The organism is Sphingopyxis sp. PAMC25046, from assembly GCF_004795895.1.
Classification (GTDB): domain Bacteria; phylum Pseudomonadota; class Alphaproteobacteria; order Sphingomonadales; family Sphingomonadaceae; genus Sphingopyxis.
The window spans coordinates 3,402,675-3,423,835 of record NZ_CP039250.1 but is presented as its reverse complement, the minus strand read 5'-3'; the positions used below and the strand labels follow the sequence as shown (position 1 = coordinate 3,423,835).

The window sequence follows — 21,161 nt, the reverse complement described above, 5'->3', positions numbered from 1 at the left end:
TCGCAGCCCTTGACCATTTGCGGCGGGGATGATGCACTCCTTGCAGGGGGACAAGGTGCGCATTCTGATCGTCGAAGACAATGCGCGGATAGGCGCTTTGACGGCCGAAGGTCTTTCGGCGATGGGGTTCTGCTGCGATATTGCGCCGACGCTCGCCGAAGCCTCGGAGTTGCTGGCAGCGACCACCTATGACGTCGTGGTGCTCGATCTCGGCATGCCCGATGGCGACGGGAGGGCGTGGCTGATGGTCGAGCGAGCGCATGGTCTTGCAACGCCGGTGATCATGCTGACCGCGCGCTCCGCGCTGGGGGACCGTATCGATGGCCTTGATGCCGGCGCTGACGATTATCTGATCAAGCCATTCGCCGTCGAGGAACTGGCTGCCCGCGTGCGAGCGCTTCTGCGCCGGCCTGGCGCACGTTCGAGCGCGCGGCTTTCCGTTGGTCTGATCGAGTTCGACACAATTGCAAGGACGGGCACCTGCTGTGGAGAGCCATTGCATCTCAGCCAGCGCGAGGCCGCGCTGCTCGAGCTGATGATGGTCAAGGCGGGCAGCGTCGTCAGCCGCGACCAGATCGAGGCGTCGCTCTATCCTTTCGACGATCCGGTGACGCCCAATGCCATCGAGGTGCTGATGTCGCGGGTCAGGAAAAAGCTGGCGACGCTGGGTGTGCACGATCAACTCGTCACGCTGCGCGGCGTCGGCTACCTGATGATCGAGCCGGTGGGCGGATGACGGGCGGGCGATCGATCATTGCGGAGCTGCGCTCCGGCTTTGCGTGGATGGCGGCGGCCGGCAGTATCGTGCTCGCCGCTTTTCTGGTCGTCGATTTCGAACTGCTCCAAGTGGAAATCCGCGCAACATACGGTCACATCGGTATCGCGCACGAGGTTATCGACCATGTGATATTTCCGATCATCGTCCTGCTCGCGCCCCTTGCGATCGCAACCAGATGGCTGATCGGCCGCGCGCTTCGCCCGCTTCACGACGCGGCCGACCTCATTCACCAGGCAACGGGCCGGGAACGGGGTTTTCGCGTTAGGCTTGCCGATTTTCCGACCGAAGCCCTGCCCTTTGCCGAGGCGGTCAATGCGCTGCTATCGCGGCTCGACGATGCCGCGCGTCGACAAGAGGGATTTGCCGCCGACGTCGCGCATGAGTTGAAGACGCCGCTGGCGGTTGCGATGCTCGAACTCGAACGGCTCAAGACCGCCGATACCGACCGGGTGATCGCCGATCTGACGGCGATGAACCGGCTGGTCGAACAGTTGCTCGTCCTGGCGCAGCTTGATGCCTATGCGGCAGCACCGCAGCCGTTCCGGCCTATCGATCTTCGGGATTCGGCGCTGGAGGCGATCAAGCTTTGTGCCGTCGATGCGGCGCAGAAGGGCGTGGCGCTCGCTTACCGGGACGAAGGCGCCTCGCCGGTCATGGGCCGTATAGAAGCCGTGACAGCGGCGCTGCGCAATCTGGTCGAGAACGCAGTCAGAGTAACAGCGGCGGGCGGAGAGGTGATCATCATTCGCGGGCCGGGGCCGACGATCCGGGTGGCGGACGGCGGGGCCGGGATCGCCCCGGACCGGCTGCTGGCCTTGTCGGACCGTTTCCGGCGCGGCGAACATGCCAGTTTTGGCGGCGCCGGCTTAGGCCTGTCGATCGTTGCGCGGATCATGGAAGTTCATGGCGGAACGATGGGTTCGCATCCCGATGAGCCGTCGATCGAGCTGGATTTCGGAGCGATTGTAGCATCCTGAGACAGGTCCAGGCTTCGTAAGCTTTCTGTCAGCAAAATCCGATAGAATAGGACGCGAAGGATTCGGTGGGGGCCGAACCTCGCGACGGACTAGCTCAAGAAAAAATAAGGCGAGCGGCTATCCGGCGTTCACAGCGGGTCGCAACCGTTGATGGACTGTGGGGGAAATATCTTGTCGGCTGTATTGACGGCGCTGGTTTGGGAACGGCAATTGCTTTGCCGGAGCGGTCTCGCTTCCATTGTCCGGCGCGAATTCGGAAACATCGAGGTCGCGACTGCGAGCGACGCCGATCAGGCGCTGGCCTGGCTGGCGGCGACCCAAGCGCATGGCTTGCTGATTCTCGATGGCGGAATCGACCTCGCGTCCGTCGTCCCCGGGGGCATTCGCGAATTGCGTCATCGCTACCCGTGGCTCGCTTTGGTCGTCGTGGACTGGCGGCGCGACCGTGACGTCGTGCTCCGTGCAATAGGCGAAGGCGCGCATGGCTTCATTCCGAAGGATATGGAGCAGGATGAAATGCTCCAGGCCTTTCGGCAGGTCATGGCGGGGCAGGTTTACGTTCCGCCGATCGTCAGCGACGTCGATGCGGAAATGCCAGTATCCAGCTCTTCTTGTTCGGCCCAGGCTTCGATCACCAGCCTGACCGAACGCCAGCGCGAAGTTCTGACCCATATGTCGATGGGCAAATCGAACAAGGAAATCGCCCGGTCGCTCCGTATTTCCGAAAGCACGGTCAAAGTGCATGTGGCGGCCGCCTTCCGCCTCCTCGGCGTTCGCAATCGCGTCGGGGCCGTGGCGATGATTCAGGACCGGGGCGCGGCACCGGCGTTCGTGCGCGACCCACAGCTCGTCGAGCGCCAGGCGTATGAGCCACGCAAGCGCGCTTTCGGCTAAAGCATCCATAACCAAGATTGAGCTGCGCGATCGGGACTGCTCGTTCATCGCGCCGAAGCCAAAGCCGAAAGTATTAGATAATCCCGACGGCCCGATAATACCGAGGACTCATGGAATCCCATTTTGGGCTAATACCGAAAGCCCAATCGACTCCGGACCCCACTTTTTCTTAAGCTTTCATTAAGTCGTCGGGCGAGTCCATCGACTCGCGATGTTCGGCAACTGCTGGCGGGGCCGCACCAGCTCTATGTGCAACCTTTCGTCCGCGCGAATTCTGCGGATGAGGCCGCTCGCGCCTGGTTCGCGGGGAGGCAGGACCGGAGACGTGGCATGGTAAAGCTGACTCAACATGACCTCAATTTCATCCTCGACCAGATCGAGCTTGCCGAGGAGCATAACCGGCTGGTGCAGGAAGAGGGGATGGACCCGGGTGAGGCGCTGCGCCTGCTCGTCGACAATCCGCTCCTTCCCAACGGACTGCGCACCGTCGACGGCAGCTTCAACAATCTTGTCCCCGGCCGCGAGCTTTGGGGCGCGTCGGGTGAGGCCTTTCCCCGGCTGACGACGCTGAACTGGGTCAACGAAAGCGACGATTCGATCATCTTCGGGGCGGGATCGCCGGGACAGATTACCTTCACCGACGGCAATTACGGCGAGAACGGGCCGCCTTCGGGCCCGGGCGGCCTTGGCGGCGGAACGCTGGTGGACGCCGATCCGCGCACCATTTCCAACCTGATCGTCGACCAGACGCTGAACAATCCGGCGGTCATCGCCGCGGCGCTCCGCCTCGCGGGGCATCCCGAAAGCGAGATCATGGACGGCATCACCGCGATCCGGACGGCGATGCAGGCGCATCCTGATGCACTGGAGGCACTGGCGGGAGCCAATCTGGCGCTGACCGACGCCCAGGCAGCCTATAACCAGGCGGTCGCGAACCTGATTGCCGAAACCGATCCGGCAGCCATTCCCGCCCTCATCACGGCGGTCTCCGCCGCCGCGACGGCGCAGGCGGAGGCGCAGGTCGCCGTCACAACCGCAGAAGATGCGGTGGAGGTCGCCCAGGGCGTGCTTTCGGCGACACTCGACGACTATGGCGTCGAAATGGACGGCAACAGCGTCCTCTTGCGCAACGTGTCGCCCGACGAGGGGCTGTCAGCGTCTTACAACGGCTGGTTCACGCTCTTCGGCCAGTTCTTCGATCACGGCCTCGATCTCGTCTCCAAGGGGGGCAATGGCACGGTCTATATTCCGCTCCAGCCCGACGACCCGCTCTATGACCCCGACAGCCCGCACACCAATTTCATGGCGATGACGCGCGCCACGGTCGGGGAGGGCGCGGGTAACGTGACCACGCCCTGGGTCGATCAAAACCAGACCTATACATCGCATGCCTCGCATCAGCTGTTCCTGCGCGAATATGAAATGGTCGGCGGCAAGCCCGTCTCGACCGGCCATCTGCTCGAGGGCGATCGCGGCATGGCGACCTGGGCCGATGTCAAGGAACAGGCGCGCACGATGCTGGGCATCGAGTTGACCGATGCCGACGTCACACAGGTCCCGGTCTTCCGGATGGACCCCTATGGTGAATTCATCCGCGGTCCCAACGGCTTGCCCCAGATTCTCGCGGCCTTCACGCCCGACGGCGAACCCATCTATGTCGAGGGCAACATCGCGAGCCCGATCAACCCGTCGGCGATCGAGCTTCCCGTCGGCACGGTGATCATGGGGTCGGGTGGGACCGAGATTACGATCGAGGCGGGCCAGACCGTTTCGGCGGCGCGCACCGGCAATGCCTTTCTCGACGATATCGCCCATGCGGCGGTGCCGGTCCTCGCGGACGGCGTGCTTCAGCAGGATACCGATGATGCCGTCGGCTATTCGGGCGGCTTCAACACGCGCGGGCAGCAGACGCAATATGACGATGAACTGCTCGACGCGCACTACATCACCGGCGACGGGCGCGGGAACGAGAATATCGGCCTGACTGCGGTTCACCACGTCTTCCACTCCGAACACAACCGGCAGGTCGAAGAGATCAAGAAGACGGCATTCGAATCGGGCGACCTCGCCTTCCTCAACCAATGGCTCGCCGTCGATGTGACGAGCATTCCCGCGACGATGGACGGGCTGGCTTGGGATGGCGAACGCCTGTTCCAGGCGGCGCGCTTCGCGACCGAAATGCAGTATCAGCACCTCGTCTTCGAAGAGTTCGCGCGCAAGATCCAGCCCGACGTGGACATCTTCCTCGTCGAACCCGATGTCGAGCTCAATCCGGCAATCTTCGCCGAGTTCGCGAACGTCGTCTATCGCTTTGGCCATTCGATGCTGAACCAGACGGTCGATCAGCAGAATGCGGATGGCAGCGTCACCAATATGGAATTGTTCGACGCCTTCCTCAACCCGCTGGCTTTCGGATCGGACACGGTCAATCATCGCGAAGCCGCGGCCGCGATCGTGCGCGGGATGACGATGCAGGTCGGCAACGAGATCGACGAATTCGTCACCGACGTGCTGCGCAATCAACTCGTCGGCATCCCGCTCGACCTCGCCGCGCTCAACATCGCGCGGGGCCGCGACACCGGCATGCCGACGCTCAACCAGGCCCGGGCGCAGTTTCAGGACATGGCAACCGGCGACACGCTGCTGCGTCCCTATACCAGTTGGACCGACTTCGCGCTCAACATGCGTAATCCCGAATCGGTGATCAACTTTATTGCGGCCTATGGCACGCACGCGACGATCACTGCCGAAACGACGATTGAGGGCAAGCGCGACGCCGCGATGGCGCTCGTCTTCGGCGGCGAGGGCGCGCCGGGCGACCGGCTCGACTTCCTCAACGCGACCGGAGCCTATGCGGGCGGCAGCCTTGGCGGGCTCAACGACGTCGACCTGTGGATCGGTGGCCTGGCCGAAAAGAAGATGGCGTTCGGCGGCATGCTGGGATCGACCTTCTCCTTCGTGTTCCAGATGCAGATGGAAAATCTGCAGGATTCGGATCGCTTTTATTACCTGTCGCGCACGCAGGGCCTCAATCTGCTGACCGAGCTCGAAAACAACTCGCTCGCGAAGATGGTCAAGAAGAATACCGACCTCGACGGCTTTGCGCTGCCGGCGGACATCTTCTCGACCCCCGATCACATCCTGTACATGGATCATAACAAGCAGATGGCGATGACCGGGATCGACGATCCCGCGCACGAAAATGCGGTGCTGCAGGGTATCTCCAGCCTCGTCGAGCGCCGCGACGTCGACGGCGACGGGGTGGCGGAATATATCCGTTATAACGGGCTCGACCATATCGTCATCCAGGGCACAGGCGCCAACGACCATATCGTCGCGGGCGGCGGGGACGACACTGTCTGGGGCGAGGATGGCGACGACCGCATCGAAGCCGGTTACGGCGTCGACAGCATCAACGGCGGTGCGGGCGACGACATCATCACCAGTTCCGGCACCGACATCGGCGCGATCTCGGTGTTGAAGGGCGAAACCGGCAACGACGTCATCGTCGACGGCACCGGCATGTCGCTGATCTTCGGCGGTGCGGGCAAGGACTATCTCGTCTCGGGCTTCGATGACGGGGAAATCCGCGGCGGTCTGGACGACGACCTCATCTATGGCGGCGACGGCATCGGCGCGCTGTTCGGCAACGAGGGTGACGACTGGGTCGAGGGCGGCGCTGGCTTCGACTATATCGCGGGCGACAATGGCGAGCTGTTCTTCAACTCGACGATCATCGGCCACGATGTGCTCAACGGCGGGCAGGGCGATACCGATTATGACGCCGATTCGGGCGACGACATCATGTTCGCCGGCGAGGGGATCCAGAAGAATATCGGCATGTGGGGCCATGACTGGGTGACCCATCAGGGCCAGTCGAGCGGTGTCGACGCCGACATGCGCGTCGACATCTTCACGACGCTGCCGAACGAGGTGCTGCGCGACCGCTTCAGCCAGGTCGAGGCGCTGTCGGGCTGGAACGGCAACGACGTGCTGCGCGGCGACGACCGCACCGGCGCCGATGCCGAGGGCGGCACGACGGTCGATCCGACGCCCGAGACGGGTTTCCGCTACAATGAGCTCAACCAGGCGGGGATCGACCGGATCGCCGGATTGTCGGAGATCATCACGCCCGACCTGATGCAGACGCTGCCCTATTGGGCGACCGGATCGTGGGAGAATGGTGCGACCGGTATCACCGAGGCGGTCTTCGTCGGCGGCAATATCCTGCTCGGCGGCGGCGGCAGCGACACGATCGAGGGCCGAGGCGGCGACGATGTGATCGACGGTGACCGCTATCTCAGCGTCAAGCTGACCGGCGTCACGAAGGACGGTATCGAATTCAGCGTCACCAGCATGGAAGATTCGGTCACGCTGGGCGGCGTGACCAGGTCGCTGACGAGCTGGATGAGCGAAGGCCGGATCAACCCGGGCGCGATGGAGATCGTCCGTGAGATCCTATCCGACGACAGCGGCGAGGACACCGCCGTCTTCTGGGACGTGCTCGAAAATTACGCGATCACGAGCAACGGCAACGGCGGGCTGCGCATCGAACATGTCGACCAGACCGGCGGCGCGATCGACCCCGTCACCGGGCGCAATCGCGAATCCGACGGTATCGATCAGGTCTATAATGTCGAATGGCTGCAGTTCGGCGACCAGCGGATTTCGACCGCGGGGCTGATCAACACGCCCGCGACCGGTGCGCCGGTGATCAGCGATCTCACCCCGACCGAGGGCCAGACCCTGACCGTGAATACCAGCGCGATCGCGGATGAAAACGGGCTCGGCGCGTTCAGCTACCGCTGGCAGGTTTCGAGCGATAATGGAGCGACCTGGAATAATATCCTGGCTAGCGGGACGGGGGCGTCCTTTACGCCGACCGACGGCATTCTCGGGATCGGTGGTCAGGTTGGCGGGTTGCTCCGCGTCAGCGTCAGCTTCACCGACGGTGCGGGGCATCAGGAGACGCTGGTTTCCGCGCCGACCGGTGTCGTGGGTGACAATTGGGACGCGGTTCCCTTCCTCGGCAACACGTTCAACGGTACCGCCGGCGACGATATCGCCGACGGCACGAGCGGCCTGTTCGGGGCCGGGGCCAACGACACGCTCAACGGCAATGGCGGCAACGACATTTTGAACGGTGCGGGCGGAAACGACACGCTGAACGGCGGGGCGGGCGACGACCGGCTCGACGGCGGCGCGGGAACCGACGTCGCGGTCTTTGCCGGCAATGTCGCCAATTTCGCGCTGGCGTCGAACGGCACCAATCTGGTCGTGACCGACCTGACGGGCGCCGAAGGCACCGACACGCTGAGCACGATCGAAACGCTGCGCTTTGCCGGTGCCAACTATAGCGTGGTGGCGGGGACTGCGGCAAACAATGCCAATCTCAACGGCGCGGCAGGCGCTGGCGGGTCGCAGGCGGTGTTCGGCTTTGCCGGCACCGACTCGCTCAACGGCGGCGCGGGCAACGATCTGCTCGTTGGCGGTCAGGGCAATGACACGGTAAACGGCGGGGCGGGCAACGACACCGCCTATTGGTCGGTCGGCGATGGCCGTGACTTCATCGATGGCGGGGCGGACACCGACACGGTCAAGGTCGTGGGCGATGCGAGCGCGGAAACCTTCCGCATCTATTCGCGCGCTGCGGCGCTGGCAGCAGGCCTCACGGGGCTAAACGCTAATGCCGAGATCATCATCACGCGCAACGGCACCACCAACGCCGACATCATCGCCGAACTCGACAATGTCGAGGAAATCGTGATCAACGGCCGCGGTGGCGGCGATACCTTCCTCCCGATCGGCGACTTCGCTCCGACCAGCCTGTCGACCAGCACAATCACGATCGAGGGCAGCGACGGCGACGACGTCGTCGACATCGGCGCGCTCCAGTCGGCGCACCGCGTCGTGTTCAAGTCGAGCGGGGGCAATGACGTCATCCTGGGCCAGATGCGCGATCAGGATCGCTTCGAACTCGCCGACGGCAAGACCATCGACGATTATACCGCGACCGAAAATGCCGACGGCAGCACGACGCTGTCGACCGAAGGGCACAGCGTGACCTTCTTTGGCACCACCGCCAACGCGGGAGGTGTGTCGGCTTCGGATGACGACGATCACGATCACGATGACGACGACGACGATGCGCCGGCGCCCTCACACGCCGATACGCCGATCGGGACCGCCGGGCACGATGTGCTGAAGGGCGGGTCGGGCGACGACGTTATCCGTGGCCGCGGCGGCGATGACGCGCTTTCGGGCGGCTCGGGTGACGACGAGCTCGACGGCGGTGGCGGCGACGATGTGCTTTCGGGCGGGTCGGGCGACGATCTGCTCGCGGGCGGCGGCGGCGACGATGTGCTCGGCGGCGGATCGGGCGACGATCGGCTCGACGGCGGCGCGGGCGACGACGTGATGACGGGCGGTAGCGGGGACGACGTCTTCGTCTTTGGCGAGGGCGACGATCGGGTGACCGATTTCGACGTCGATGACGATGTGATCGACCTTAGCGCCCTTGGCATCACCGCGGACAATTTCGCGGCGCGGGTCGCGATGGCCCAATCAGGCGACGGCGCGATCCTGCGCATCGACGGGCATTCGATGACGTTCGACGCGATGACCGCCGGCGACCTCGCGGGTGCGTCCTTCCGCTTCGCCGGGGGCGCCGTGGGCAATGCGCCGCTCGCCGCGCCCGCGGAAGGCGGCACGCCGCCGCCCGCCGATCCCGCTCCCGCTCCCGCCCCGCAGGCGCATAGCCGCTGGCTGGATCCGGTTCGCGATTGGTGGATCGATCGCGCCGACATGGTCCGCAACGACTGGGATTATGTCTGAAGTCCCCCGGGGACCCGGATCGGCTCAGCCGGTCCGGGTCTTTCCTTTCGCTTGAACAAGATCGTCAGAAGAAAAGGGGGAGGGTCATGCGTCACGATCCCGCTGTTCCGGTTCCGATCAAGGCGGCCTTCGCGGCGTGCCGCCGGCATTTCCTCGCGGCGGCGCTGTTCAGCGCGCTGGTCAACATCCTCTATCTGGCGCCGACCATCTATATGATGCAGGTCTACGACCGCGTCGTGCCGACGGGCGGGGAACTGACGCTGTTCTGGATCACCGTCATCGTCGGCATATCGATCGCCTGCCTCAGCGCGCTCGACATGGTGCGCAGCCGGCTGATGCTGCGCGCCTCGCTGCGGCTCAATCGCCAACTCGCGGCGCCGATCCTCGACCGGCTGCTCGCGCGGGCCAAGGGGAGCGGAGATCCGGGCGCCGCTCAGGCGATGCGCGATTTCGACAATTTTCGCGGCGCGGTCGCCAGCCCGGCCGCGATCGCGCTGTTCGATATTCCCTGGACGCCGCTCTATTTCATCGTCGCCTTCCTCATCCATCCGCTGCTCGGGATGATCATCCTTGGCGGCGGCGTCATTCTCCTCGGCCTCGCGCTGCTCAACGAACGCGCGACCAGGCGCTCGGCCGCCGACGGGCACCGCGCGATGGCGCTGGCCTATGCGGGACAGGAAGCGATGTTCGACAAGGCCGAGATTGTGCGCGCGCTCGGCATGCGTCGCGCGATGGTCGCGCGCCAGATCGCCGATCGCCGCGCCGGGCTCGAGGCGAGCGCGGCGACGCAGTTCGTCGCCTCGCGCTATTCGGGCCTCGTCAAATTCGCGCGCATGTTCATGCAGTCGCTCGCGCTCGGCGCCGGGGCCTATCTGGCGATCCACGCTGAGATTTCGGTCGGCGCGATCATCGCGGCCTCGGTGCTGCTCGCGCGCGCTCTCCAGCCGATCGAACAGATGGTGCAGGCGTGGCCCTCGGTGGGCCAGGCGCGTCAGGCGAAGGCGTCGGTCGAGGCGCTGTTCCGCGATACCGACGATCTGGTCGGCGAGCGCCTCATTCTTCCCGCGCCCGAGGGCTATGTCGAACTTGCCAACGTCCTGCTGCGCACCCCCGACAACAGCGCGCTGATCCTGCGCGGCGTCTCGACCTGGATCATTCCCGGCGAAGTGCTCGGCGTGATCGGTCCGTCGGGCGCCGGCAAGACGACGCTCGCGCGCATCGCGGCGGGCGCGATCCCGCCCGACGGCGGCGAAGTCCGGATCGACGATGCTCAATATAGCGACTGGGACGGCGAGCGGCTCGCCGCCCATATCGGCTATCTGCCGCAGGATCCGACCCTGCTTCCCGGGACGATCGGCGACAATATCTCGCGCTTCGCCGCCGCGCGCGGCGAGCATGCGGCCGACATCGACCACAAGGTGACGCGCGCCGCGATATCGGCGGGCATCCACGACATGGTCCTGCACCTGCCGGGCGGATATAATGCGCGGATCGGCGACGGGGGGCTGCGGCTGTCGGGCGGACAGGCGCAGCGCGTCGCGCTGGCGCGCGCGCTCTATGGCGATCCCAAGATCCTGATCCTCGACGAGCCCAACGCCTCGCTCGACAGCCAGGGCGAGGAAGCCCTGGGCGATGCGATCGCCGCCGCGAAGGCGCGCGAGGCCGCCATCATGATCGTCACCCACCGTCAGGCGGCGCTCCGCGATGCCGATCGGCTGGCGGTGATGAAGAACGGGATCATCGAACATCAGGGGCCGCGCGAACAGGTGATCGAACAGCTCAAACAGAGCGCCGCGCGCGCGGCCGCCAATGTCGTGAAGATGCAGAGGGGCAAAAAGCCATGAACGCGATGAGCTTCGGCGACGACCTCCACGGCGCACCGCTGCCGGTCGAGGCGATCGATTCGTCGAAACGCGAGATCAGAGTGGGCCTGCTCGTCGCCGGCGCCTTCTTTGTCGGCCTGCTCGGCTGGGCGGCGCTGACCCCGCTCGACGCGGGGGCGCTCGCGCAAGGGTCGGTCTCGGTCGCGGGCAACCGGCAAGCGGTCCAGCACAAGGACGGCGGCATCGTCACGGCCTTGATGGTGGCCGAAGGGAGCGAGGTGCGCCGCGGCGACGTGCTGCTCAAGATATCGGCGTCCGACGTCGTCGCGGCCGAGCGCGGGTTGACGGGCGAGATCGTCGCGCTGCTCGCGCAGCGTGCGCGGCTGATCACCGAGCGCGACGGGGCGGGCAGCATCGCCGAACCGGTCGAGTTTTCGAGCTTCCTCGCCGGCGACCGCGCGCTCGCCGACGAAGCGATGCGCGGGCAGCGCCTGCTGTTCGACGCGCGCCGGCGGTCGAACGCGACCGAACGCGCCATGCTGGGCCAGCGGGTCGCTCAGCATAGCCGGCAGATCGTCGGTTATGGCGCGCAGATCGAATCGAACCGCATCCAGCAGCGGCTGATCCACGAGGAACTGACGGGGCTACGCACTCTGTCCGCGCGCGGCTTCGTGTCGACGAACCGGCTGCGTGCGATCGAGCGCAGCGCGGCGCAGCTCGACGGCGATTTCGGCGCGCTCAACTCGGACGTCGCGCGGCTGGAGGAAGCGATCGGCGAATCGCGCCTCCAGATGGTGTCGATGGACCGCCGCACGCTCGAGGAAGTCGCCACCCAGCTTCGCGAGGTCCAGGTGCGGCTCGACGAATTGCAGCCGCGCCTGTTCGCGACGCGCGAGCGCCTGACGCAGTCGGTGGTGCGCGCGCCGGCGAGCGGGCGCGTGGTCGGCCTGAAGATATTCACCGTCGGCGGCGTCGCCGCGCCGGGCGACGTGCTGATGGAGATCGTTCCGAAGAATAAGGCGCTGGTCGTGCTGGCGAAGGCGTCGCCCAACGACGCCGACGACCTGTCGCCCGGAATGGAAACGCAGGTGCGCTTTTCGGGAATCCAGGAACGCAGTCTACCGATCCTGATGGGCAAGATCAGCAAAGTGTCGGCCGACAGTTTCGAGGACAACCGGACGGGCCTGGATTATTTCGAGATCGAGGTGATGGTGCCGCCGGCCGAGATGCAGAAGATCGCGGCGCTGCGCGGTAACAATGGTCTACGGGCGGGTATGCCCGCCGAGGTGATGGTCCCGCTGCGTAAACGTACCGCGCTCGAATATCTGTTCGAACCGCTGACCCAAACCTTGTGGAAGGCCGGCCGCGAACATTAGAAAGATTTCCAAACGTCCGCTTTCGAGCTTTTCCGCTTAAGAGCAGACTGACTGCTACCGGCCAGTATCAGCGGTTGCGGAGGCCGCTGGGCTCTAATTCGGATGGATGAAGGCTTGGGTCATATCAGGCCGACTTTAAATCGGAAACGCTCTTAAATTGAGAACTTCATCCGACGATTACCAGCATGGCCTAACTGACGTTCAACAACAGTGGTCCGTCGGGATTCTCTTGCCGTTCCCGCGCTCGAAGGCGAGCAATCGGTATTGTCGGTGGGGGCCTAGATTAGTCGCACTTGGGAAAACGAGCTGCGGTCGCATGATCCACTGCCGGACCCGCACTATGGAGCTGGACGTGCTACTCATCCGTCGAAGGCGAGTGCGCCTGTGAGATCGCCCGGTGGCGGCTCACCGGCGGCGACCATCGCGCGCTCGCGTTCGACCAATCCTGGCAGCTTTTTCAGCCCGAAGCGTCGTGTGAGGAAACGCGCGATGGAGCCGGTGTCATAGATCGTGTGATCGACTTCCCCGCGGCGCGCATGGGGAGAGACGATGATCGCGGGAATACGCGTCCCGGGGCCCCAGCGATCCCCTTTGGGCGGCGCGACATGGTCCCACCACCCGCCATTTTCGTCGAAGGTGACGATGACGAGCATTTTTTCCCATTGCGGGCTGTTGCGCAATGCGTTGATCACACCTGCGATATGGCGGTCGCCGGCATCGACATCCGAATAGCCGGCGTGCATATTGAGGTTGCCCTGCGGCTTGTAATAGCTGACCGCGGGTAAGCGCCCGGCCTCGACGTCCGCCAGGAACCTGTTGGTCCGCGCCGTTTCGCCGTGACCGCCATCGCGCAAGTGCCGGTCGCGCTTAGCCGTGCCGGGAGCAAACTGCACGAAATAGTTGAGCGGCTGATGGTGAGGTTGGAAGTTGGGCCGCGAGGGAAATTCCGCGTCGGTGCCGTGCCCGGCGAGCGCCGCGCCCCAGCCGCCGGCGTACCACGCCCAATCGACCCCGCGGGCCGCGAGCATGTCGCCGATCGTGTCGTGGCGTTGGGGCGGGAGCGTCCTGGCGCTGGACCAGTCCGTAAACCCTGGCCGCGTGGCATCGAGTTCGTAGCTCGGAGCATAGGGCGGCATCATCGTGTTGACCGCGTAGAAATCGGGCGTCAGCGAATTGGGCACGAAGTGCACCGGCCCCTCCATCGCGCTGGCTGGCGATTGGGCGGTCTGTCCGGGACGGATGCCGCGCGGGTCGCTGTCGTCCAGCACGGTGATGCGTCCCTTCGCCGGGCTGGTGTCGGCGTTCGGATAATAAGGCGGATGGGCCGCGATCAGATATTGATGGTTGAGGAACGACCCGCCGAACGCGCCCATGAAGAAATTGTCGCACAAGGTGAATTCGCGTGCGATCTGCCACAGCCGAAGGTTGGCTGCATTGTCCGCATAATAGCCCATGACGAGCGCGCCGCTGTTACCCCACGCGACGAAGCCGTCATTGCGGCCGCCGTTGATCTGCAACTGGTTGTTGTAGAAGGCGTGGACCAGGTCGCGGGTCACCAGACCGTGCGGCAGCGGATCGCCTTCGGGCGTCGTGAGCGCGAACGGCGCATTGGCGAGCGGCGCATAGACTGTCTCGTCGCTCAGATATTCGCGGTGCTCGACGACCTGCCGGTGCGGCACCAGCCCTTCCCAGATCGGCGGCAATTGTTTCAGCACGCTGCCGTCGCGGTCACGCTGGAGATAGCGTTCGGGGCGCACCGCGGAAAGCGGCTGCTCGACCCCGGGAAAATCGCCGAACAGATTGTTGAAGCTGCGGTTCTCCGCATAGATGACCACCACCGTGTCGATGGCCTCGCGCAATGCCGCATTGGTGACCGGCTTGGCGGCGGGTGCCGCCGGTGGGGAGACGGCTCCCGCATCGCCGATTGCCGCAGCGCCCACCGCCGCGGCGAGGCCCCCAAGCAACAGGCGGCGCTCCGGGGAAAGCGGTTCGTCCGAACCGGGGGGATTCTCGTTCATCTCGTCTTCCTCATGCGGGGCCGCGGCGCCCTGTCTGACGTTTATCGGATTCGCTTGCGCTCGCCGCGCTCCTGCACCGGAAGCTGTTGGCCGGATCCGGGAACGAAGGGAAAGGGCATCGTTGCTGCATTATTTCTGGCGAGGGCCCACGACTCGTCTGTCGCCGGCAGGACGGGCGGCCCTGCGGCTGGGTGACGGAACCGGAAAACGGAAGTGAGATCGCCGAAGGTCTGGCGGCGCCACTCGCTGATATTGGGTTCGCGGACGCCGGTGATCAGCTCCAGGAATTGCAGGGTCGACGTATGGTCGAACGGCTGGCTGCACACCCAGCCACCGGCCGTCCAGGGCGATATGATGATGCACGGCACGCGAAAGCCGGCGCCGATCGGCACGTCGCCGACGAATTCATGCGGCGTTCCGGCCGGGGGCACGGGCGGCGCGACATGATCGAACAGGCCGTCATTCTCGTCATAGTTGAGGATGAAAACCGTCTTGGCCCAGACATCCGGGTTGGCGGCGAGTTCGTTGAGCCGGCGGGCGATGAAATCGGCGCCGGCGGCGGGCATATAATCGGGATGCTCGCACCCAACGGCGGAGGGCATCAGCCACGAGACGGTCGGCAGGCGGTCGTGGAGCACGTCATGCGCGAACCGGCCCTCGTCGGCGTCCGGCAACCCGCGCTGCGCCAGTTGCGAACCCGCGGGGGCGTTCCGGAATTGCGCGACATATTTGAATATGTTGTTGGGGCGTTTCCCCATCTCGCCATATTGATAGATGCGCCAGTCGATCCCGGCGTCCTGCAATCGTTCGGGGTAGGTTTTCCAGCGAAATCCGCCGGGCGGCATGATGTTTTCGATCACCGGCCCGCCGCCCGCCGCCTCCGGATCGAGCATGCCGGTCATATGATAGAACCGGTTCGGCCAGGTCGGTCCCATTACCGAGCAATGATAGGCGTCGCAGATCGTGAACGCCTCGGCCAGCGCATAGTGGAACGGGATATCCTCGCGCTTGAAATAGCCCATCGTATAGGGGCCATGGACGCCGTCTGCGGCGCGGTGAGCCGGCAGCCACTGATCCATCCTGCCGCCGTTCCACGCCTGATGTTGCACCGTCCAGGCATGGCTGGTGGAGGGCAGTTTCTGCGCGTTGGTCGAAAAACTGTCGAGGTGGAACGGCAGCAGATAGCCGTCGGGGCTCGCGGCATCGGGCTGGTGAAAGACGCTCCTGCCGGTGGAAAGCGTCAGGGCATCGGGATCGCCGAAACCGCGTACGCCCGAAAGCATGCCGAAATAATGATCGAACGACCGATTCTCCTGCATCAGCAGCACGACATGCTTGATGTCCTTCAGCGTACCCGCGCGTCGGAGCGGCTGTGCCATCAGCTTTTGCACATTGGGCGGCATCAACATCGACGCTGCGGCGACCGACGCGATCTGCGCCGCGTTCGTGAGCAGGCGGCGGCGGGTCAATGGAGGCGTCGTCGACATCCGGCGCTTTTTCCTTCGTTTATCCGTTTCGATTGAACCCACCCGCGATCGAGAGGCGAATGGATGTCGAAGACGGGCTTATGAACGATCCCGACGCCAAGGCGCCGACAGCGCGTCTCGCCCGCGGGCGGTTGGCGTTTCAGCAAACCGGCCCAGCGTGATCCCTGCCGTTCAACCAGGCATTATTTCGCCGGCCCCTTCGTCAGCGTCGGCCATTGGACCCCGAGCTGCTCCAGATACGACCCGTAACGTTGCGGATCATAATAATGCTTCGCGAGCTCGGGCTTGTACCGCGCCATCGTCTCGGCATTCAGCCACGTCGGCGGTGTATCGTCCGTCGCCAGCATCGAAACATAATGCTGGTCCTTGGTCTGCACCTCGCTGAAATAGCGCTTTGCGTCCGCCAGCAGCTTCGGCTTGGTCAGCAGGTCGACGACCGTCATCGCCATCACCTTGGCGCCTGCCTGGACGCCCTTGTGCGCGATCGGAGTCGCCATCGCGATAGCGTTCGCCCAATTATGCCCCGGCAACCCCGGGATATTGGCCGGATAGCGGATGGTGATCGTGGGCACTGTCCAACTGACGTCGCCGATATCGTCCGATCCGGCCGATTTCGGCTCCTCGGGCGGCGGGCCGAACGCCGTCAGCTTCGTCGGCAGTCCGGTCGTCACCGTCGCGCCGACATTCGCCTGCACCGCGCGCGCGAACGCCTGATCGTCGGCGTCCCATTCGGGCAGGCCGACCACGACGATATTGGCCTGCGCCGCTTCCGCTATCGGCCGGTTGAAGTGCTGGGTGGCCGCCACCCCCAGGATTTTCCGGCTGACCGTCGTGCTCGTCATTTTGGCGGCGCCGTCGGCGATGGCGTCGGCGGTCGCGAGCATCTTTTCGATGGCGTCGAAATTCATTTCGCGCAGATAGAACCAGATTTTGGCTTCGGAGGGCACCACATTGGGCTGGTCGCCGCCTTCGCTGATGACATAGTGCGATCGTTGCTCGGGGCGCAGATGTTCGCGCCGCATCTCCCAACCGTCCGCCATCGCGATCACGCCGTCGAGCGCCGAGCGTCCCCGCCATGGAGCGCCGGCGGCATGCGCGCTCTCGCCCTCGAACATATATTCGACGCTGACCATGCCGGTGCCGTTGGGCTGGCCCCAGGCAGTCGCTAGCTGACTGCTGACATGGCTGAAGATCGCCGCGTCGACATCCTTGAACACGCCAGCGCGGACGAAACGGGCCTTGCCGCCCAGCAATTCCTCCGCGACGCCCGGCCAGATCACCAGCGTGCCTGCGGTGTTCGTGCGAGCCATCCAGTCCTTCACTGCCAGCGCCGCGACGATGTTCATCGCCTGGCCGCTATTATGCCCCTCGCCATGGCCTGGCGCGCCATCGACCATCGGTTGACGCCACGGGATACCGGGCGTCTGGCTGGCTTTCGGGATGCCATCGATGTCGCTGCCCAGCGCGATCACCGGGCCGCCGGTGCCGTTCTTCCACCGCGCGACCCAGCCGGTCGGCAGCCCGGCGATGTTGCGCTCGACCGCGAACCCGTGCTTTTCCAGCAGGGCGCTCAGATAGCGTTCGGTCTCATGTTCCTGAAACCCGACCTCGGCATAGCTGAACAATTGATCGTTGATGACTTGCGACAATTTGGCTCGCGCTTCGACGCCGCGCACGACCTCGGTCTTGGCGCCGCGCGGCGCGGCCTGCCCGGCGGCGGGGAAAGCGAGCGCCAGCGCTCCCGCAATGACAAGGGGGGATCGGATCATGCCTCGGCTCTCCTGGCTGCGAATGGCAAGCGAGGGGCGCCCCTCGCCTGCCATTCCAGTCTCCGGATCAGAAGTTCAACTTGATCGTGGTGAAGAAATAGCGGCCAACAACGCCATAGATTCTATCGTCGCGATAGATCGTCGGCATATGGGTCGGCATGATATTGAGGATATTGTTCACGCCGAAGCCGAACTGATACTTTTCCCCGATATCATATTGCACGGACAGGTCGTTGTAGACCTTCGCCGGAATATGCTGGCGCGGATAGGCCTCATCCGAATCGGTGTTCAGCTCATAGGTCGCGGCGCTGATGAAGCGCGTGTTGAGCGCGATGTTGAGGTCGTTGATCTTGTACGCCATCAGAAGGTTGCCGCGGAACCTCGGATTCTCCCAGGCACCGTCGGAAACGACATCGCCTTCCGGGATCCCCGGTGTGGTTTCGGTCACCTTGTCGAGCAGATAGGTCCCCTTGAACGACAGGCTGAGCGTGCCCTCGCCAATAGGCCGGCGATAGCCCAGCCCGATATCGACACCGCGCGCATAGAGACGGGCGGCATTGAGCTGGTTCGATTCGACCCGCGTCGCATAGCCGGTAGCCGGATCGCGGGTCACGCGTGCGCAGTAGGGATTGTCGATCGTCGGCGCATCGACGCAGAGCCGGATAAGGGTGGCGTAGGAGAATTGGGTGATGACATTCTTGATGTCGATATCCCAATAATCGACCGTGATATCGAGACCCGGCAGGAACCGCGGTTGCAGAATCGCGCCCAGCGTCAGGCTGTTCGAGGTTTCGGGCTTGAGATCGGGGTTGCCGCCGGTGACGACGACCGGCCCGATCCTGGGGGTCTCGAAGGGGGTGTCGATGCCCAGAGCCTTGCAGTTCGCCGCCCGCGTCTCGGAGGCGTAATAGAGCGCCAGCGAGCAGGCATCGGTATATGCGCCGGTGAGCGTCTCGACCTTCGCCTCGTAAAGCTCGCCGAAATTCGGCGTGCGGACGCTTCGTGAGAGGACGCCGCGGAAACTGAGGCCCTCGACCGGCGACCACATCGCCCCGGCTTTCCAGGCATGTGTGCTGCCGACGGTGCTATAATCCGAATAGCGATAGGCGCCCTCGACTTCGAGCCGCCGCGCGAACGGCAGGTCGCTGAGGAGCGGGATGACCACCTCCCCATAGGCCTCGCTCACATTGAACGATTTGTCGAGCTCGGGGTGTTCGGACGGGCCGGCGCCGTAAACCAGCTCGCCCGCGAGCGCGAGCGGATCATCCGTGGTCTTCAGCGTTTCCTTGCGATGCTCGACACCCACGGCGACCGACACATCGCCATAGGGAAGCGCGAACAGAGGGCCGCTGATGTTCGCGCCGTAGATCTGCTGCGTGTTGATCCGCTTCTCGTGCCGATCGGCCATCGCCCACTTGATCTGCGCTTCGGTCGCCGGCGCGGTGCTGAAGATGTCGAACGGCACGCAGCCCTGTGCGCGGGCCGCCGCATCGCGGCAGATGGGGTCGCCGGTCACCGGATCGGCGATGGCGTCGCGCGCGGCGATCCAGTGCGATTTCCAGGGAACATTCGCTTCGGTGACATTGTCGGTCACGCGGCCATATTGCCAGAACGCCTCCCATTTGAACCGGGAGCCCAGCTTGCCGCTGAGCGAGGAACCGATCGTGTAGCTTTCCCGGTCATGATCCTCTTCCCGCTCGGGGAAGTTGCCATAGGTCCGGTCGATATACAGCGAGGTCAGGTTGTTATCGAGCATCACCTGCCGGACGGAGTCGGGCAGATAGGGATTGTCCAACTTCGCGCTGGCGCCGCGCCCGCCGGGGACCGGGCCGGAGAAATAGGTCGTCCGGCTGTCGTCGCGCCAATAATTATACGTCCCATCATATTTCTGGCGCGAATAGGAAAAATGCGCGCCGAATTCGATGGCGTCGGTGATGCTGTAATCGACCCGCCCCATCAGCGCCAACGACTTGAGCCCACCCCGAAATTGATCGCGGTCGCTCAGGTTCCTGCCGTCGCCGCCATCGCATACGGCGTACTGCCCGGGGCTATATTCGATGTCGCAATTGGATTCGCTCACATTGCCGCCCTCGACCTTGTAGCGCTGGCCGTTCAGCCAATAGGTCGGGACGTAATCGAAATAGAGTTGGCGGGTGTTCGGCGCGAGCACCCGATCGGGAATGCCGTCATCGATGCCGGTATTTTCGGGGTTCGCCCGATAGGTCGGCCAATCGCGCCAGTCGAAGCGGTCGGTGTAGATCAGCGGATTGGATTGCGAATAGGTGCCGCCGATCGAGAAGGAGCCTCGACCCTCGGCAAACTTGCCGCCGGTGGCGAACGAAACCAGATATTTCGCGGCATCGCCCTGCTCCGAAATGCCGGCCAGTCCCGAAATGTGCAGGCCCTCGATGTTGCGCTTGGTGATGACGTTGACGGCACCCGTCACCGCGTCGGCGCCATAGATCGCTGCGGCGCCGCCGGTCACGACCTCGATCCGATCGATCATGCTCACCGGGATCATGCCGATATCGACCGCCGAGGATCGCGCGGAGCCGGACACGCGACGCTGCCCGTCGATCAGCGTCAGGCTGCGGTTGGTACCGAGATCGCGCAGGTTGACCGCCGCGATTCCCGCATCCCACCCCCTGACGTCGCTGCTGAGATTCTGATTGGTGCCCAGCGCCGGGTCGAGCTCGAGCGCTTCTATGGCGCTGATTCGCCCGAGGTCGAGCGCCTGCTCCATGTTGGTAACACTGACCGGCATCGGGGACTCGAGTTCGGGCCGGGCGATGCGCGAACCGGTGACGACGATCGCCTCGCCTTCACTCGCCTGCCCTGCGTCTCCATCGCCGGAAAGTCCGGCGTCGGGCGATAGCGCCTGCTGGGCAAATGCGGGGGCGGCGAATGCCATCAACATCGAAACCGTCGATGCCGCGAGAAACAGGCTTGTCTTAGACCTCATTACATCCTCCACTAAAATATTGTTTTTATTGGATAATATGAATTTTGCGTGGTGCAGGCCGCGGTCCGGCGGACCGAACCCTCTGTCTGCGCCACGACATTTTATCGACAATATCGTTAATGTAGAACTGCCAGATTGAACTCCAATAGTCAATAACCTCGCTATCACACGGATTTGCGACATATTTGTGCAATTCATTTAGGCGGAAATCCCCCTATGGACAGATCGACTGTGTCATTTTAC

10 protein-coding genes are annotated in these 21,161 nt (G+C 64.2%); 6 read left to right on the top strand and 4 right to left on the bottom strand.

The features are described from left to right. The first annotated feature begins 55 nt into the window (after positions 1–55). From E5675_RS16130 to E5675_RS16105, 6 genes are all read left to right on the top strand, one after another. Entirely contained in the window at positions 56–736 is a 681-nt protein-coding gene (locus E5675_RS16130; RefSeq protein WP_210727551.1) for a response regulator transcription factor, read from the top strand. Beyond that, entirely contained in the window at positions 733–1,755 is a 1,023-nt protein-coding gene (locus E5675_RS16125; protein WP_210727550.1) for a HAMP domain-containing sensor histidine kinase, read from the top strand. The genes E5675_RS16130 and E5675_RS16125 overlap by 4 nt, the downstream gene beginning before the upstream one ends. A gap of 171 nt (positions 1,756–1,926) precedes the next feature. Next, positions 1,927–2,649: a response regulator transcription factor gene (locus tag E5675_RS16120; protein WP_168707900.1), complete on the top strand. Its 723-nt coding sequence runs from the start codon at positions 1,927–1,929 to the stop codon at positions 2,647–2,649. A 330-nt stretch (positions 2,650–2,979) separates the two neighbouring features. Continuing rightward, positions 2,980–9,483 (top strand): peroxidase family protein, encoded by a 6,504-nt coding sequence (locus E5675_RS16115; RefSeq protein ID WP_136175423.1) that lies wholly within the window; start codon positions 2,980–2,982, stop codon positions 9,481–9,483. A gap of 86 nt (positions 9,484–9,569) precedes the next feature. Further along, the gene (locus E5675_RS16110) at positions 9,570–11,327 is read left to right on the top strand and encodes a type I secretion system permease/ATPase (RefSeq protein WP_136175422.1); all 1,758 of its coding nucleotides are present in this window, start codon (positions 9,570–9,572) and stop codon (positions 11,325–11,327) included. Continuing rightward, positions 11,324–12,682, top strand: coding sequence for an HlyD family type I secretion periplasmic adaptor subunit (locus E5675_RS16105; protein WP_210727549.1), 1,359 nt, complete (start codon positions 11,324–11,326; stop codon positions 12,680–12,682). Before E5675_RS16110 ends, E5675_RS16105 begins: the two co-directional genes overlap by 4 nt. A gap of 359 nt (positions 12,683–13,041) precedes the next feature. On the opposite strand, the gene acpA is transcribed toward E5675_RS16105, so the two are convergent. The 4 genes from acpA to E5675_RS16085 all read right to left on the bottom strand — a co-directional run bounded on the left by acpA (position 13,042) and on the right by E5675_RS16085 (position 21,029). Then, positions 13,042–14,700 carry an acid phosphatase gene (gene acpA, locus E5675_RS16100; RefSeq protein ID WP_136175421.1) on the bottom strand — a complete coding sequence of 553 codons (1,659 nt, stop codon included), beginning with the start codon at positions 14,698–14,700 and terminating at the stop codon, positions 13,042–13,044. A gap of 41 nt (positions 14,701–14,741) precedes the next feature. After that, positions 14,742–16,187 (bottom strand): alkaline phosphatase family protein, encoded by a 1,446-nt coding sequence (locus tag E5675_RS16095; RefSeq protein ID WP_136175420.1) that lies wholly within the window; start codon positions 16,185–16,187, stop codon positions 14,742–14,744. Positions 16,188–16,369: 182 nt separating this feature from the next. Continuing rightward, on the bottom strand, positions 16,370–17,956 hold the full coding sequence (locus tag E5675_RS16090; RefSeq protein ID WP_136175419.1) for an amidohydrolase: 1,587 nt from the start codon (positions 17,954–17,956) through the stop codon (positions 16,370–16,372). Positions 17,957–18,023: 67 nt separating this feature from the next. Next, positions 18,024–21,029, bottom strand: a complete 3,006-nt coding sequence (locus tag E5675_RS16085) for a TonB-dependent receptor (RefSeq protein ID WP_168707899.1) — start codon at positions 21,027–21,029, stop codon at positions 18,024–18,026. Positions 21,030–21,161 lie beyond the last annotated feature (132 nt).

Bases quoted from the DNA above. Each gene is read 5' to 3' on its own strand.
- E5675_RS16125 (WP_210727550.1), top strand. From the start codon at position 733: ATGACGGGCGGGCGATCGATCATTGCGGAGCTGCGCTCCGGCTTTGCG.
- E5675_RS16105 (WP_210727549.1), top strand. From the start codon at position 11,324: ATGAACGCGATGAGCTTCGGCGACGACCTCCACGGCGCACCGCTGCCG.
- E5675_RS16115 (WP_136175423.1), top strand. From the start codon at position 2,980: ATGGTAAAGCTGACTCAACATGACCTCAATTTCATCCTCGACCAGATC.
- E5675_RS16095 (WP_136175420.1), bottom strand. From the start codon at position 16,187: ATGTCGACGACGCCTCCATTGACCCGCCGCCGCCTGCTCACGAACGCG.
- acpA (WP_136175421.1), bottom strand. From the start codon at position 14,700: ATGAACGAGAATCCCCCCGGTTCGGACGAACCGCTTTCCCCGGAGCGC.
- E5675_RS16110 (WP_136175422.1), top strand. From the start codon at position 9,570: ATGCGTCACGATCCCGCTGTTCCGGTTCCGATCAAGGCGGCCTTCGCG.
- E5675_RS16090 (WP_136175419.1), bottom strand. From the start codon at position 17,956: ATGATCCGATCCCCCCTTGTCATTGCGGGAGCGCTGGCGCTCGCTTTC.